Origin of the sequence: Fundidesulfovibrio putealis DSM 16056 (assembly GCF_000429325.1) — a bacterium.
GTDB lineage: Bacteria > Desulfobacterota > Desulfovibrionia > Desulfovibrionales > Desulfovibrionaceae > Fundidesulfovibrio > Fundidesulfovibrio putealis.
Genome location: NZ_KE386885.1, coordinates 192,646 through 206,805 on the forward strand (window position 1 = coordinate 192,646; position 14,160 = coordinate 206,805).

Here is a 14,160-nt window from a genome sequence, read left to right on the forward strand (position 1 = left end):
ATGAACACGAAGCTTGGACCACTTTTCAACGTCTACAACCTCGGGCTCAAGGAATTTCGGACCCTGCTCGGCGACAAGGTCATGCTGTTCCTGATCGTCTTCATGTTCACGGCCTCGGTCTACGCCGACGCCAGGGCCAGGCCGGAGAGCCTGAACCGGGCCTCGGTGGCCGTGGTGGACGAGGATCGCTCGCAGCTCTCCACCCAGATCATCCAGGCCATGCAACCGCCGCAGTTCATCCTCCCCAAGCATATCGACCTGGCGGACATGGACAAGGGCATGGACACCGGGCGCTACACCTTCGTCCTGGACATCCCGCCAGACTTCCAGCGCGACGTGCTCGCCGGGAAGCAGCCCTCGATCCAGCTGAACGTCGACTCCACCCGCCTGAGCCAGGCGCAGACCGGCACGGGCTACATCCAGAACATCATCTCCGACGAGGTCCGGGCCTTTGCGCAACGCTTCCGGGCTCCGGCGGGAACCCCCGTGGAGGTAAACATCCGCGTGCTGTTCAACCCCAACCTCCACACGTCCTGGTTTTCGGCCATCACCGCGATCATTAACAACGTCACCATGCTGGGCATACTGCTGACGGGCGCCGCCCTGATCCGCGAGAACGAGCACGGGACCATCGAGCACCTGCTGGTCATGCCGGTCACGCCGCTTGAGATCATGCTGTCCAAGATATGGTCCATGGGGCTTATCGTCCTGGTGGTCTCCACGTTCTCGTTGCAGCTTATCGTACGCCAATTCCTGGGCGTGACGGTGAACGGGTCGCTCGCGCTCTTCGGGCTTGGCACCCTGCTGTACCTGTTCTCGGCCGCCTCCATCGGCATATACATGGCCACGGTGGCCCGCAGCATGCCGCAGTTCGGGCTCATGTCCATCCTGGTGCTCCTGCCGCTCCAGATCCTCTCCGGCGCGACAACCCCGCGCGAGAGCATGCCCCAGGGCGTTCAGTGGCTGATGGATTTCGCGCCGACCACCCACTACGTGAGCCTCGCCCAGGCCGTGCTGTTCCGGGGCGCGGGGTTCGGGGTGGTGCTGCCCCAGTTCGCGCTGGTGGCGGCCATCGGCTTGGCGTTCTTCCTCCTGGCGCACCACCGGCTGCGACGCATGATCGGCTCGATGCAGTAAGGCGCGCTGCGCACGAACTGAAAACAAGGGCCTGCGGCGACGAACCGCAGGCCTTTCTATTTGTCTCTTGGACGGTACCCCACGCGCCAGGCCATCTCGAACGGCCCGACTTTGGCCCGACTTTGGCCCGACTTCAGGTTGACTCTGGGACTTCCGTTACGGCAGCGAAATATTTCACCTTGAGCGGCGCGACATTTAAGTATATGCTAAAACCTTGATACGACTAAATAATAACGCTTCGCCCTCAAGATACCATCAAGAAAAGGCCCCTCCATGAAACGATTCGCCTGTGTAGCCGCCCTGCTTGCCGCCATCGCCTTCGCCAACGCCGCTCCGGCCAGCGCGGCGGGGAAGTTCAACCAGCTCATCGGCCTTGGCGACAGCACCCTGGATACCGGCTATTTCCGCTACACGTCGTCGGGAAACGCGGCGGTGAACGCGGCGCTCGTCTCCGCCATCGCGGCCGGGGCTCAGGGCGAGTTCGCCGGGCCAGGGGTGATGACCACCACAATGCTGGGGGGACGGTTCGGTCTTAGCGCAGAGCCGTCCAGCGCCGGAGGGACCATCTACGCCAACGGCTCCGCCTATTCAGCGCTTCTTGGCGCCGTGCCCGGCGGCCCCACCATTCCGGGAAGCCTGCCCGGCAACGTGGCCACTACCCAGCAGATCGCCCGTTACCTGGCCTCCGGGGGAGGCGCGGCCAACCCCAACGCCCTGTATGTGATCAACACCGGCAACAACGACCTGATCTTCGTGCAGAACCAGGGTCCGGCCTGGATCGCCGCCAACCCCGACTTCCTGGGCAACGTGGCGTCCCAGCTCGCTCTCAGCGTGGCGGCCCTCCAGGCAGCCGGAGCCCGCACCATCATGGTCCCCAACACCTTCTACACCTCGGCCCTGACCGGCCTTGGCGGCGTGCTCCCGGCCAGCAACGCCGATTCCTACGCCAGGGCCATCGCATACGGGAATACGAAGTGGGCGAATCTGGCGGCGGCGGGCGTGCGTTTCATACCCGCCGACCTCACCAGCATGTTCCGGTTCGTGTCCGCAAATCCCGCGCTGTTCGGGTTCACTCCATCCTCGGTGCTTGCGTCCAACGCCCCGTCCCCGGTGGCCGCCCTGGTGACCAGCTGGGACGACGTCACTCCCGCCCAGATGCAGACCTATCTGTTCATCGACGGCAAGCATCTGACCACTGCCGGCCAGCAGATCGAGGCGGATTACGAGCACAGCCTGCTCACCGCGCCCACCCAGATGTCTCTCCTGGCCGAAGGGCCGGTGCAGGGCGGACTGGCCCGCGCGGCCACCATCCAGGGCCAGATCGACCTGTCCGGGCAGCATCGCGGCGACAACGGGATAAACGTCTGGGCCAGCGGCGGGGTTAATTCGCTTCAGATGAAGAGCTACACGGGCTTTGCGGAGTCATCAGGCACGCCGTTTACCGGCGCGGTGGGCGCGGACTACCAGACGTCCTTCGGGCTCATCCTGGGCGCGGCCTTCGCCGCCGGAACGCAGACACAGGACTTCTCCGAGGGCGCAGGCCACTACGACCAGAACGACCAGGCCTTCAGCCTGTACACCGCCTACAAATACGGGCCAGTGTGGGGCAACGCCGTGGCCTCCTACGGCCTGTACCAGGACACGATCAAACGCAGCGCCCCCCTGGGCCTGTTCACCGACCAGAACAGCGCGGACACCACGGGCGACTCCCTGGGGCTGGCCCTGCGCCTGGGCGCGGACCTGAAGCTCGGGCCGGTCACTACCGGGCCGGTGGCTGGCTTGGTGCTCCAGCAGGTGCGCATCAAGGCCTTCACCGAGTCCGGCACCAGCGGCGTCACCGCCCTGCACTACGGCGAGCAGCAGCGCGATTCCGCCGTCACCCAGCTGGGCTGGCGCGTGCTGGCGGACATCGGCAGATGGCAGCCCTTCGTGGAGGCCAAATGGAGCCACGAGCTCGCCGACCCCAAACGCACCGTGAAAGCCTCGCTCACCACCACCTCCGCCCCGGCCTACTCCATGGACGCCGTCCCGGTGACCACCGACTGGGGCACGGTCATGCTGGGCACGTCCTTCAAGGTGAATGACCGGGTGATGCTCAGGGCGTCGTTCTCAAGCATGTTCTCAAATCCCCAGGTGGCCACCTACGGCGGCGAGCTGGGCGTGAACGTGAGTTTCTAGGACGCGCGAGCTTTGGGGAGCGACGAGCGCAGGAGAGAAAACCTGAAGGCTCTGGATCGCTGGATCGACGGCTACAACGCCAATTATCTGCACTCGACCCTCGGCCACAGGTCCCCGGAGGACTTCGAGGCAGAACACCTCAGCCGCGAGACTCACTTGGCAGACGCTTGCTAAACGAGGGGCAGGACAAAAGCCCCCTGACGTGCCATCAGGGGGCTTTTGCCGTTCAATCTCCGGGGCCGGGTCCGCTTATTTTTCCCGCGCGAAGGGCCAGGCCATGATGCCGCCCTCCATGACCACCACGTTGTCGTAGCCCTTGGCTTGCAGCACGCGCTGGGCCTCGTAGCCGCGCATGGACACCTTGCAGTAGGCCACGATGCGGGCGCTCTTGTCGGCGGGCAGCTCGTCCAGCCGGTTGCGCAGCTGGCCCAGCGGGATGAGCGTCTCGCCGATGCCCAGGCGCATCTCCTCGAACTCTCCGGGGCCGCGCACGTCCAGGAAGTACGACTCGACCCCATCATCGATGCCCTGTTTGACCTCCTGGCTGGACGCGCCTTCGTACAGGCCGCGCATCTTGTTATCCAGGATGTGGGCCGTGGCGATGAAGTGGTCGATGGCCAGCGAGAATGGGGGCGCGTAGGGCAGGTCGGCCATGCAGGCCTCTTCGACGGTCATGCCAGCCATGACGGCCATGGCGGCCTCGGCCACCTGCCGGTTCACCTCCCCGGCACCCACGCACTGAAAGCCCAGGATGCGCCCGGTCCCGGCGTCGGCCACCATCTTGGAGATCAGGAGCTTCGCGCCCATGAAGCCCGGCTTGTCCGGGCTCGCGTTCACCGCACAGACCACGTCGTATCCGGCCTCTCTGGCCTTGCGCTCCGAGAGCCCGGTGGAGCCCGCCGCAAAGTCGAACACCTTGCAGATGCCGCTGTGGATGGTCCCCGGAAATATCGCCAGGTCGCCCAGGGCGGCGTTCTCGCCCGCCACGCGGCCCTCCAGGTTGGCCAGGTCGCCGTAGGGGGCCAGGGTCTTCGTGCCCGTGAGGCGGCAGCTCACCTCCACGCAGTCGCCCGCCGCGTAGATGTCCGGGTCGCAGGTGCGCATGTGCTTGTCCACGGCGATGCCTCCAGTGGCCCCGATAGCCAGACCCGCCTCGCGCGCCAGCTGCACGTTGGGCGACACGCCAAGGGCCACCACGGCCAGATGGCAGGGCAAGGTGCGCCCGTCTTCCAGGCGCACGCCGCTCACGCGACCGTCCGTTCCCTCGAAGCCCGCCACGCCCATGCCCGTGATCACCTGCGCGCCCTTGGCCCGGGCGTGGTTCTCCACCAGCATGGACAGCTCGGGATCGAGGAAAGCCAGAATGTGCGGCAGCTTCTCCACCACCGTCACCGTCATGCCGCAGGCGGCCAGGGCCTCGCAGGTCTCCATGCCGATAAGCCCGCCGCCCGCGATCACCGCGTGTTTCCCGGCTGCCGCCGCGCCCACCGAGCGCAGGATGTCCGCGTCGGACATGGAGTGCAGCGTGAACACGCCCTCCAGGCCCACGCCGGGGAAGGGCGGGATGCGGGGCGTGGAGCCCGTGCACAGGATGAGCTTGTCGTAGTCCAGGGTTTCGGGTTTCCCCCCGGCCCTGTGAAACGTCACGGTTTTGGCCTTGGCGTCCACGGCGGTGGCTTCGGTGTTCACCAGGGCCTTCACGCCCTTGGCCCCGGCGAAGAAGAGCGGGTCGCGCACCACGCCCGCCGGAGTGGCGAGCAGCTGGTCGCGGCTGGATACGCCCCCGGACACGTAATAGGGGTATCCGCAGGAGGCCATGGAGAGCTCCGGAGCTTTCTGGATCAGGATGACCTCAGCGCCCTGGTTGAGCCTCTTGGCGCGCGAGGCGGCCTTGGGGCCTGCGGCGGTTCCTCCGATGACGATGATCCTCATGGTGGGCAAAGGCGTCTCCTTGTGGCTTGTGTGTCGGTTCTCGCAGCTGGCGGCGATGTGCGCGGGTGGCCTCAGGCGCCCGGCCAGCCCGAAGGTGTCCCCCGTTTGGACGCCCCCGGACGGGCCGGGCTGTTGGAGGGACCCAATTTACGCTCCGGCCCGCAACGTGGCGCTGGCGGCTTCCGTATGAGCCACTGCGGCCAGGACCACCTGCCGGAAGGCCAGGGCAGCCGGAGAAGTGCCCTTCACGGCCAGATAGGCTTCGCCCTGGTCGGCGGCCTTGCCGACTTCCGTGTCGATGGGGATGCGGCCAAGGAAAGGCACGCCGGATGCTTCGGCAAGCTTCTCGCCGCCGCCGGACTTGAAGATGTCATGCACCGTGCCGCACTGGTGGCAGTGGAACCCGCTCAGGTTCTCAACGATGCCCAGCACCGGGTTGCCAAGTTCGCGGCAGAAGGCCACGGAGCGACGTACGTCGTCGATGGCCACGTCCTGGGGCGAGGTGACCACCAGGGCCACGGCGTCCGGGCCGAGAAGCTGCATCACCGAGAGAGGCTCGTCGCCGGTGCCGGGGGGGCAGTCCACAACCAGGCAGTCCAGATCGCCCCAGGCCACCTGATGCAGGAACTGCTTGATGACCCCGCCCTTCACCGGACCGCGCCAGATGACCGGCTCGTCGGGGTTGGGCAGGAAGAATCCCATGGATACGACCTTGAGGTTCCAGTTCCACTCCACGGGCAGGATGGTGTCCCCGGCCATGTCCGGCTTGATTCCCGCAAGCCCCATGATCCGCGGGATGCTGGGGCCGTGGACGTCCACGTCCAGAAGCCCGGTCTTGAGGCCTTCCAGGGCCAGCCCGGCGGCCAGGTTGGCGGCCACGGTGCTCTTGCCCACGCCGCCCTTGCCGGACAGGACCACGATCTTGCTCTTGATGCGTGCTATGGCGCTGGGAACTTCCAGGGGTTGCAGGGGCTTTTGCGCCCCGCTGTCGCATGACGTGTGATTCATAGTCCTGTGCTTGTGCGCGCACGCCGGTGCGCGGTTTAAGGTGCTTGCGTCGTTCCCGGGCGGCCCGGCACCCTCAAATTGGGGGGAGGTGAAATCCAAGAATGCCGGTTTCGGGCCGCCTCCCGGGTTAATGGACCGGGTTCGTTCAATGCCATTATTCCTGGATCAGGAACAGCCGCCGCAGGTGAAATCGGTCGAGAACCGCTGGAGTTTGCCCGCGATGAACGCCTGGACGGCGTGGGCCACGCTTTCCGATTCGCCGCCGTGGTAGACGTCGATGCCCAGCTGTTTGAAGCCCATGAGCGGGCGCATGCCCATGCCGCCCGCGATAAGCGCCTTGACGCCGTTTCCGGCCAGGAACTGCACCGGGGCCATGCAGCCGCCGTGCTCGTGGGGGACGTTGGGCAGCGTGGTGACCGACACCACGGCGGAGCCGCCGATCTCCACCAGCGTGTAGAGTTCGCAATGTCCGAAATGTTCGCCGACCTCGGCTTCCAGACCGCCGGGCATGACCGAGGGTACAGCGATGAGAGTCGTTTCCATGGAACAGTCTCCTTATTGGTTCATTGCCGGAACGTGGGCCTCGCGGCCCATCTCCGACAACATGATGATGCGCTTCCAGGCGCTGCGCAGCGTATCGGTGAAAGGCGAACCCGCCAGCTCCGTCACCGCGCGGCCCCTGAGCATGGCCTCGAAAACGATTTCGTCGTGGGGCAGGCTGGCCACCACTTCGTGCCCCGCAGTCTCACAGCGCGAGACGATCTCCTGCGCGGTGCGGGGGTTCAGGTCGCACTTGTTGACGATGACGCAGGCCCGCGTGCGGAAATGTCTGCACAGTTCCAGCACGCGCTCCAGATCGTGCTGGCCCGACGGGGTGGGCTCGGTGACGATGACCGCCAGATCCGCCCCGGAGAGCGAGCTGATGACCGGACAACCGATGCCCGGCGCGCCGTCGCACAGGATGAAGCTCAGCCCGTGGCGCGCGGCGATGGCCCTGGCCTCCTTCTTGAGGAGAGACACCAGCCGACCGGAGTTCTCCCCGCCGGGGGTCAGGCGGGCGTGAACCAGCGTGCCGAAGCGGGTGTCGCCCACGTACCATTCGCCGCAGTGCTTGTCGGGAAAATCGACGGCCGAGGCCGGGCAGAAGGCCACGCACACCTTGCAGCCCTCGCAGCGCCTGGAATCAATGGCGAGTCCTACGCCGTTCTGGCGGATGGCGTCGAAGCGGCACATCTCGATGCATTTGCCGCAGCCCGTGCAGGCGTCGGGATCGATCACCGCCTCGTGGCCTGAAATGAACTGTTCGGTGCGGTCGTTGCGGGGAGAGAGCAGCAGGTGCAGGTCTGCCGCGTCCACGTCCAGGTCGCAGACCACTGCGCTGTCGCCCAGGGCCGCGAAGGCCGCCGTGAGGGATGTCTTCCCGGTGCCGCCCTTGCCGCTGATGACCACGATCTCACGCATGGGCTGCCTCCGCGCCTGCGGCCCGGGCCATGCGGATGACGTTGTCGCGCAGTTCGGCGAACAGGCCCTCCAGCCAGGGGTTCATGGCGGCCAGGACGTTGCCTGCCGCGTACTCCTCCGCGATGGAGCGGTTGTAGGGGATCTCGCAGAGCACCGGGATGGACTTGTCGGCGCAGTAGCGGTGCAGGGTGGAGTCGCCAAGCCCGGCGCGGTTGATGACAACGCCCATGGGTTTTCCCAGGGGGGCGAAGGCCTCCACCGCCAGGACGAAGTCGTTGAAGCCGAAGGGCGTGGGCTCCGTGACAAGGACGATGACGTCGCTGTCCATGACCGCGTTCACCGCCGGGCAGCTGACTCCGGGGGGGCAGTCCAGGATGGCGTCGGTGCCGGACGACTCCAGCATGGCGTCCAGGAGGAACTTCACCTCGCGCATGAGCGGCGGGCTCATGGCCTCGCCTACGCGCAGCCTGCCGGACAGGAACTGGCCGTTTTTGGTGCGCCCGCCTTCCACCACGCCAAGCTTGCGCCTGCCAGAGGACAGCGCGCCCTCCGGGCAGATGGCCAGGCATCCGCCGCAGCCATGGCACATCTCGGGAAAGACCAGAAGCTTCTTGCCCATGACGGACACGGCCTTGAACTGGCACAGTTCGGAGCATTTGCGGCACAGGGTGCACTTGGCGGGGTCCGCAACCGGGATTTCCATGGACGCGCCCTTGCGCCAGGAAATATCGGGGCGCAGGAACAGATGCAGGTTCGGCTCTTCCACGTCCAGGTCCACGGCCACAGCGGGGCGCTCCCAGACCCAGGCCAGGGACGCCGACACAGTGGTCTTGCCGGTGCCGCCCTTGCCGCTCGCCACGGATACGATCATGTCCGTTCCTACTTGTTGGGGCCGTCCGCGAAGGGGACCTGCCCGGACTTGTAGCGTTCAACGGCCTCGCCCACGGTGATGCCTTCAAGGTTCTGGCCCACCTTGATGCCCGCCGCTTCCAACGCCTGGAATGCTTTCGGGCCGACGATGCCGGTGAGCAGCACGCCCGCGCCCGCGTCGGCGATGCGCTCGGCGGTCTGGATGCCTGCGCCGTGGGCCATGGCCTGGGACTGTCCGTTGTCCACGTAGCTGGTCGCCATGGTGTCCAGATCCACAACGACGAAGCCTGCGGCGCGCCCGAAGCGCGAATCGACCATGTCCGTCAGGGCCGGGCCTTCGGAGCTTATCGCGATGATGTTCATGTGTACTGTCCTTTTCTTTGGCGGGGCGGGACGCTTGGCCTCGTCCGTTACCGAGTATTCCCCGCCCTCGATGCGAAGCGCCAGGGCATTCACCAGGGCGTCGGCCACTGCGCGCCTGGCGTCTGCCAGAATGCGCCCGAACGTGTGACGCGACACCTCCATGCGGGCCGCCGCCTCGGTGGTGGTCAGGCTTTCCAGGTCGGCCAGCTTCAGGGCCTCCAGGCCCTCCACGGTGAGGTAGGCCTCGCCGAGGTCGCCCAAAGGGACGCCTCTGGGCTTGAAATAGGTGGCCTTGGGTGTTCCCGAGACCTTGCGGCTGATACGCGGGCGCGGCATCGATGATCCTTGCTTGTTGTTTTGCTCAAATGAGCATTATTGCCGGGAAGGGCGTTTGTCAACGGCGTTCCTGAAAAACCAAGGGGAAGCCGAAACTTCCCCTTGCAACTTCAATCCGAAGTGTCGCCTGTGACCACACTAGCCCTGCTCGCTGCAAGACCCGTCGCGCCCGCCTCCACGGCATCCGGGGCGGCCCTCTTTGCGGCCATGTCCCTGTCCGTGCCGGGCTTCGTCAGGTTCGTTTTCGGCCACGTCCTCGATGCGGATGGCCCATCCGTTGGCCAGGGCGCGGGCGACCACGGCCCGCGCTTCGCCCAGCATCCGGCAGAGCGTGGGCCGTGAGACCTCCATCCGCTGGGCGGCCTCCTCCTGGCTCAATCCCTCGGCGTCCACCAGTCGCATGGCTTCGAAACCCTCAACGGACAGGACCAGCCCCCGGAGCTGACTCAAAGGGACTCCCTGGGGCTTGTAGAAGGTGGCGGGCGGGGCCGAGCCGATGCAGCGGCGCTTTCTGGGGCGGGGCATGAACACTCCTAGTTATGAAACTATGTTCATAACTAGGAGTGATATGAAGGGCTGTCAAGAGGGGCGGCGAACGCCGCAGGCAGAAGCGCTTACAGGCCGTGCTTCTTCATCTTGCGCCACAGGGTGGTTCGGTTCACCCCCAGCGCGTTGGCCGTCTCGGAGATGGAGAAGCCGTGCTCCTGGAGCGCTTCCAGCAGCATGGCCCGCTCCCTGGCCTGGATGGTCCCGCCGCCTTCGCCCCCTGCGCCTGTGACGCCCTCCAGGCGGGGAGGCGTGTTGCCGCCGCCCAGGATGTACTCCGGCAGGTGGTCCGGCTCGATGGTGTCGGCCTGGGACAGGATGACCGCGTGCTCCATGGCGTGCTTGAGCTCGCGCACGTTGCCCTGGAAGGTGCAGGAGGCCAGGGTGCGCCGGGTGTTGGCCGAGATGATGGGCGTGCGGCGTCCGTAGCGCGCGGCGGCCATGTGCACGAAGTGGTCGGCCAGCAGGTCCACGTCGCCGGGGCGCTCGCGCAGCGGGGGCAGCTCCATCTCCAGCACCCGCAGCCGGTAATACAGGTCCGAGCGGAACTGGCCGGAGGCCACCCGCGTGCGCAGGTCCCGGTTGGTGGCCGAGATCACCCGCACGTCCACGCTCACGGGCTTGACCGAGCCCAGCGGATGGAAGCGCCCGCCCTCCAGGGCTTGCAGCAGCTTGGCCTGCAAGCCGGGGGGGAGGTCGCCTATTTCGTCCAGGAAGATGGTGCCGCCCGAAGCCGCCTCGAACAGGCCTGGCTTGTCGCGGTTGGCCCCTGTGAAGGCCCCCTTGCGGTAGCCGAACAGCTCGGATTCCAGAAGATTCTCGGGCAGGGCGGCGCAGTTCACATCCACGAAGGGCCCGGAGCGCCGGGCGCTGCTGGCGTGGATGGCCCGGGCGAACACGCCCTTGCCGGTGCCGGTCTCGCCGGTGAGCAGCACGGCGGCGTCCGTGCGGGAGATGGCCCCCAGCGTGGCGTAGAGGCGCTGCATGGGCTTGGAGCGCCCGATGATGTCCGAGGAGCTGCCCTGGGGCGGTGGCGGCGCGGCCACCAGCTTGTCCGAGAAGCACTCCACCCCGCCGATCACCTTGCCCTTGGCGTCGCGCAGCACGGAAGCCGTGATCTCCAGGGGGATGCGCCTGCCTTCGCGACTCAGGAAATGCACCCGGCGCTTCACCTCGCTCTTTCCCTGGCTGATGGCCTTCTGCAGGTAGCAGCGCGAGTTGCAGAACTCGGTGCAGAACACCTCCCAGCATTTGCTGCCGATGGCCTCGCGCGCGGAAAAAACCGTGACCCGCTCAGCCTCGCGGCTGAAATAAACCACGTTCCAGTCCTGATCCACGGCGAACACGCCAAGGCCGATGGAGTCCAGGATCAGGCCCTTGTCCAGCCATTCCTTGAGGCTCATGCGGGGTTCTCCGTCCGCGCCTGGCGGACTTGTCCCGTGGTTGCCGCCGGTTCCAGGCCGTTTGAACATGTCCGGTCCGGTTGCAGCGCCCATGCCATGCGTGCGCGTTCCCGCCGGGATACGGGGCAAGTCGCGCCGGGCTTCGCACCCTGGACCGCGCCCTGTTTCCGGCGCGAGGTCCTCCCCCCCCTCTCTCGCACGTCGTGATGCCATATTGCAACGCCGGATGTTGCAGAAGTGCATCGCGTGCTGCCCGCGAACCCCTTTCGTCCACTGCCAGCACCATCCAACACGCCACAATAACAGGGAATATCTCTGGTGCAACATTCAGGAACGGGCCTTGCTCAACAGGAGCCGCCCGGACGGCCCCAGGCCGTCCCCCAAAAGCATCAGCCGTATCCCGGCACTGACGGGAACGCCGTGCCGGAACACCTCACAAGCGAGGGAAAACATGGACGAATGCACCACGTGCGAAGGCATCAGCGTCGGCGGCGTCCCCAGTGACGAGGGCTTGAGGAAACTGGCCGAAAGCGGGGTCAGAACCCTGTTGGACGCCCGCGAGGAGGGGGAGGGCGGCGAGGACATCAGCGGCAAGGCCCGCGAACTGGGGCTTGCCTACATCCGGGTGCCCATCTCGAGGCGCAAGGTGGACGTGGCCCAGATCGACCGCTTCCGGATGGCCATAGCCGACTCGGCAGGAGGCAGGATCCACGCGTTTTCATCCGGCGGCAAACGGCCCGCCGGGGTGCTGTGCTTCCTGGCCTGCGCCCGCATGGGCGACTCGGTGATCGAGGTGTTCCACAAGGCCAAGAAGTGCGGCTGCGCCATCGACAAGGAATTCGCCCTGAAACAGTTCATCCTGGATTTCTACTCCAGCCATCGCGGCGACATGTTGAACAACCACTTCCAACACCCGCACCACGCCTAGGCGCGCGGGCAGAACACAACGCGGAGACAGAATGCTCTACTCAAAGGACTTCGACTGGCAAACGGGAAGCCGTCCGGTGGCCGACCTCGCCGACTGGGATGAGCGCTTCGACTGGGTCGAGGAACCCGTCGTCAGCCCGGATGGCAACCAGGTGGCCGCCGTGGGCAAGCTCGCGGGCGAGGACGCCTTCACGGTGTGCGTCAACGGCGTGGACTGGGCCGAACCGTTCGAGAAGATCTGGAACCTGCGCCACGCTCCGGACGGGCGGCTCACAGCGCTGGTGCAGACCGACGGCGTCTGGACCATGGCCGTTGACGGCGAGGCCTGGGAGGAAACCTTCGACTTCGCCTGGAACCCCATGTTCAGCCGCGACGGTTCCGACATCGCCGTGTGCATCCAGAGCGGCGGCGAATACGGCCTGGCCGTGAACGGCGTACCCTGGGAGAACCTCTACGCCAACGCCAACAACTCCTGCATGAGCCCAGTGGGCGCAAAGACCGCCGCTGCCGTGCAGACCCAGCCGCTGGGCCAGGCCGAGACCGACAAGTTCCTCACCGGCATCTTCTCAACCTCGGTGGACGGCGAGACCTGGGACAAGAGCTTCGTCAACGTCTGGGGCGTCACCTTCAGCCCGGACGGATCCAAGGTGGCCGCCGAGATCCGCCTGAACCTCTACGAATATTCCATCGCCGTGGACGGAGCGCCCTGGCGCAGGAACTTCGGCGGCGTGTGGGAGCCGGTGTTCAGCCCCGACGGCAAGCGCGTGGCCGCGCCGGTGCGCCTGGCCGGGAAGTGGACTCTGGCGATTGACGGCGAGCGCGCCTGGAACCGCGACTACTACCAGCTCTGGCATCAGCTCTTTACGCCGGATAGCAAGAGCGTTGCGGCCATCGTCAGCCACGAGTTCGGCAAGTGGACCGTGGCCGTGGACGACGCCCCCTGGGCCACCACGCACGACGTGGTGAAGGACCTGGTGGTCAGCCCCGACGGGAAGCACTTCGCCGCAGCAGCGGGCAAACCCGGCGACTGGACCGTCATCGTGGACGGGCGAGCCTGGGACGCCTCCTTCGAGCGGGTCTGGACGCCGACGTTCAGCCCGGACGGGCGCCGCGTGGCCGTCATGGCCGAGGTGAACGGAGAGAAGGTGACAGCCCTGGACGGCAGCGTCCTGGCCGTGAGTCCGGGCAGCTGCCAGGATCCGGTCTTCTCGCCGGACGGCTCCAGGCTGCTGGTCAAATGCATCAATGCAAACAGCTACATCCGCCGGGTCGTGTCCGTGGACGCCCCCGGAGCCGCCTAACGGGCAGGAGGGATATGTGAACGCCTTATACCAGTTCGTCAGCGGCCCGCTGGTCTGGGTCAGCTTTGCGCTCTTCATCGGCGGCTCCGCATGGCGGCTCTACTCCATGGCGGTGCTCGCGCGCAAAAAAGACGTCTACGTCTACGAATACTTCAGCCTGCCGCACGCCCTGCGCTCCATGCTGCACTGGATCGTGCCCTTCATGAACGAGAGTTCCAAGAAGAACCCGGCGCTCACCATCGTGGCCTTCGTGTTCCATCTGTTCCTGCTGATCGCGCCGCTGTTCGTCATCGGGCACGTGGCCATGCTGGACAAGGCTTTCGGCATCTCCTGGGCCACCCTGCCAGACGGCGCGGCCGACGCCATGAGCTTCATCGTGGTGGGCGCGTGCGTCTTCTTCGTGGTGCGTCGGCTCACCGTGCCGGAAGTGGCCTACGTCACTTCGGCCTCGGACTACGCCATCGTGGGCCTGGCCGCCGCCCCCTTCATCACGGGCATCCTGGCCTATCATCAGATAGGCGGCGCGCAGCTCATGACCATCCTGCACATCCTGTCGGGCGAAGCCATGCTGGTGGCCATACCGTTCTCACGGCTCAGCCACATGATCTACGCCCCCCTGACCAGGGCCTACATCGGCTCGGAATTCGGCGCGGTCCGCCACGCCCGCGACTGGTAACCCGCTAGAATCAACAAGGAGA

Annotated in this window: 13 protein-coding genes; 5 read left to right on the top strand and 8 right to left on the bottom strand. The window is 66.2% G+C overall.

All coding sequences use genetic code 11. The features are described 5' to 3' along the window. Positions 1–1,137 (top strand): ABC transporter permease, encoded by a 1,137-nt coding sequence (locus G453_RS0117585; protein WP_027192085.1) that lies wholly within the window; start codon positions 1–3, stop codon positions 1,135–1,137. A gap of 273 nt (positions 1,138–1,410) precedes the next feature. Then, positions 1,411–3,315: an autotransporter outer membrane beta-barrel domain-containing protein gene (locus G453_RS0117590; RefSeq protein WP_027192086.1), complete on the top strand. Its 1,905-nt coding sequence runs from the start codon at positions 1,411–1,413 to the stop codon at positions 3,313–3,315. A 249-nt stretch (positions 3,316–3,564) separates the two neighbouring features. On the opposite strand, the gene G453_RS0117600 is transcribed toward G453_RS0117590, so the two are convergent. The 8 genes from G453_RS0117600 to G453_RS0117635 form a co-directional block, all read right to left on the bottom strand. Continuing rightward, positions 3,565–5,247, bottom strand: a complete 1,683-nt coding sequence (locus G453_RS0117600) for an FAD-dependent oxidoreductase (protein ID WP_043646609.1) — start codon at positions 5,245–5,247, stop codon at positions 3,565–3,567. A 147-nt stretch (positions 5,248–5,394) separates the two neighbouring features. Continuing rightward, the gene (locus G453_RS24985) at positions 5,395–6,255 is read right to left on the bottom strand and encodes an Mrp/NBP35 family ATP-binding protein (protein ID WP_051272580.1); all 861 of its coding nucleotides are present in this window, start codon (positions 6,253–6,255) and stop codon (positions 5,395–5,397) included. A 165-nt stretch (positions 6,256–6,420) separates the two neighbouring features. Next, positions 6,421–6,798, bottom strand: coding sequence for a NifB/NifX family molybdenum-iron cluster-binding protein (locus tag G453_RS0117610; protein WP_027192088.1), 378 nt, complete (start codon positions 6,796–6,798; stop codon positions 6,421–6,423). Between the two features lie 12 nt (positions 6,799–6,810). Next, a complete protein-coding gene (locus tag G453_RS0117615) occupies positions 6,811–7,716 on the bottom strand; it encodes an ATP-binding protein (protein WP_027192089.1) in 906 nt (301 codons plus the stop codon). After that, a complete protein-coding gene (locus G453_RS0117620; RefSeq protein WP_027192090.1) occupies positions 7,709–8,587 on the bottom strand; it encodes a nucleotide-binding protein in 879 nt (292 codons plus the stop codon). Before G453_RS0117620 ends, G453_RS0117615 begins: the two co-directional genes overlap by 8 nt. An 8-nt stretch (positions 8,588–8,595) precedes the next feature. Then, the gene (locus G453_RS27445) at positions 8,596–9,285 is read right to left on the bottom strand and encodes a NifB/NifX family molybdenum-iron cluster-binding protein (protein WP_043646316.1); all 690 of its coding nucleotides are present in this window, start codon (positions 9,283–9,285) and stop codon (positions 8,596–8,598) included. Between the two features lie 138 nt (positions 9,286–9,423). Continuing rightward, complete coding sequence (locus G453_RS24995; protein ID WP_051272581.1) at positions 9,424–9,810, bottom strand: DUF134 domain-containing protein; 387 nt, start codon at positions 9,808–9,810, stop codon at positions 9,424–9,426. 89 nt (positions 9,811–9,899) lie between these two features. Further along, complete coding sequence (locus G453_RS0117635; RefSeq protein ID WP_027192092.1) at positions 9,900–11,234, bottom strand: sigma-54 interaction domain-containing protein; 1,335 nt, start codon at positions 11,232–11,234, stop codon at positions 9,900–9,902. 451 nt (positions 11,235–11,685) lie between these two features. Here G453_RS0117635 and G453_RS28500 point away from each other — a divergent pair, with 451 nt between their 5' ends. From G453_RS28500 to tmcC, 3 genes are read left to right on the top strand one after another with little or no spacing between them, the layout of a single operon-like run. Next, a complete protein-coding gene (locus tag G453_RS28500; RefSeq protein ID WP_027192093.1) occupies positions 11,686–12,162 on the top strand; it encodes a protein-tyrosine phosphatase family protein in 477 nt (158 codons plus the stop codon). A gap of 31 nt (positions 12,163–12,193) precedes the next feature. Continuing rightward, the gene (gene tmcD, locus G453_RS0117645; protein WP_027192094.1) at positions 12,194–13,462 is read left to right on the top strand and encodes an electron transfer complex subunit TmcD; all 1,269 of its coding nucleotides are present in this window, start codon (positions 12,194–12,196) and stop codon (positions 13,460–13,462) included. 16 nt (positions 13,463–13,478) lie between these two features. Beyond that, the gene (gene tmcC / locus G453_RS0117650; protein WP_027192095.1) at positions 13,479–14,138 is read left to right on the top strand and encodes a TmcC family electron transfer complex membrane anchor subunit; all 660 of its coding nucleotides are present in this window, start codon (positions 13,479–13,481) and stop codon (positions 14,136–14,138) included. The last annotated feature ends 22 nt before the right edge of the window (positions 14,139–14,160 follow it).

What these genes read in the sequence shown, in the direction of transcription:
- G453_RS0117585 (WP_027192085.1), top strand. Translation starts at nt 1, where the DNA reads ATGAACACGAAGCTTGGACCACTTTTCAACGTCTACAACCTCGGGCTC.
- G453_RS0117590 (WP_027192086.1), top strand. Translation starts at nt 1,411, where the DNA reads ATGAAACGATTCGCCTGTGTAGCCGCCCTGCTTGCCGCCATCGCCTTC.
- G453_RS0117600 (WP_043646609.1), bottom strand. Translation starts at nt 5,247, where the DNA reads ATGAGGATCATCGTCATCGGAGGAACCGCCGCAGGCCCCAAGGCCGCC.
- G453_RS24985 (WP_051272580.1), bottom strand. Translation starts at nt 6,255, where the DNA reads ATGAATCACACGTCATGCGACAGCGGGGCGCAAAAGCCCCTGCAACCC.
- G453_RS0117610 (WP_027192088.1), bottom strand. Translation starts at nt 6,798, where the DNA reads ATGGAAACGACTCTCATCGCTGTACCCTCGGTCATGCCCGGCGGTCTG.
- G453_RS0117615 (WP_027192089.1), bottom strand. Translation starts at nt 7,716, where the DNA reads ATGCGTGAGATCGTGGTCATCAGCGGCAAGGGCGGCACCGGGAAGACA.
- G453_RS0117620 (WP_027192090.1), bottom strand. Translation starts at nt 8,587, where the DNA reads ATGATCGTATCCGTGGCGAGCGGCAAGGGCGGCACCGGCAAGACCACT.
- G453_RS27445 (WP_043646316.1), bottom strand. Translation starts at nt 9,285, where the DNA reads ATGCCGCGCCCGCGTATCAGCCGCAAGGTCTCGGGAACACCCAAGGCC.
- G453_RS24995 (WP_051272581.1), bottom strand. Translation starts at nt 9,810, where the DNA reads ATGCCCCGCCCCAGAAAGCGCCGCTGCATCGGCTCGGCCCCGCCCGCC.
- G453_RS0117635 (WP_027192092.1), bottom strand. Translation starts at nt 11,234, where the DNA reads ATGAGCCTCAAGGAATGGCTGGACAAGGGCCTGATCCTGGACTCCATC.
- G453_RS28500 (WP_027192093.1), top strand. Translation starts at nt 11,686, where the DNA reads ATGGACGAATGCACCACGTGCGAAGGCATCAGCGTCGGCGGCGTCCCC.
- tmcD (WP_027192094.1), top strand. Translation starts at nt 12,194, where the DNA reads ATGCTCTACTCAAAGGACTTCGACTGGCAAACGGGAAGCCGTCCGGTG.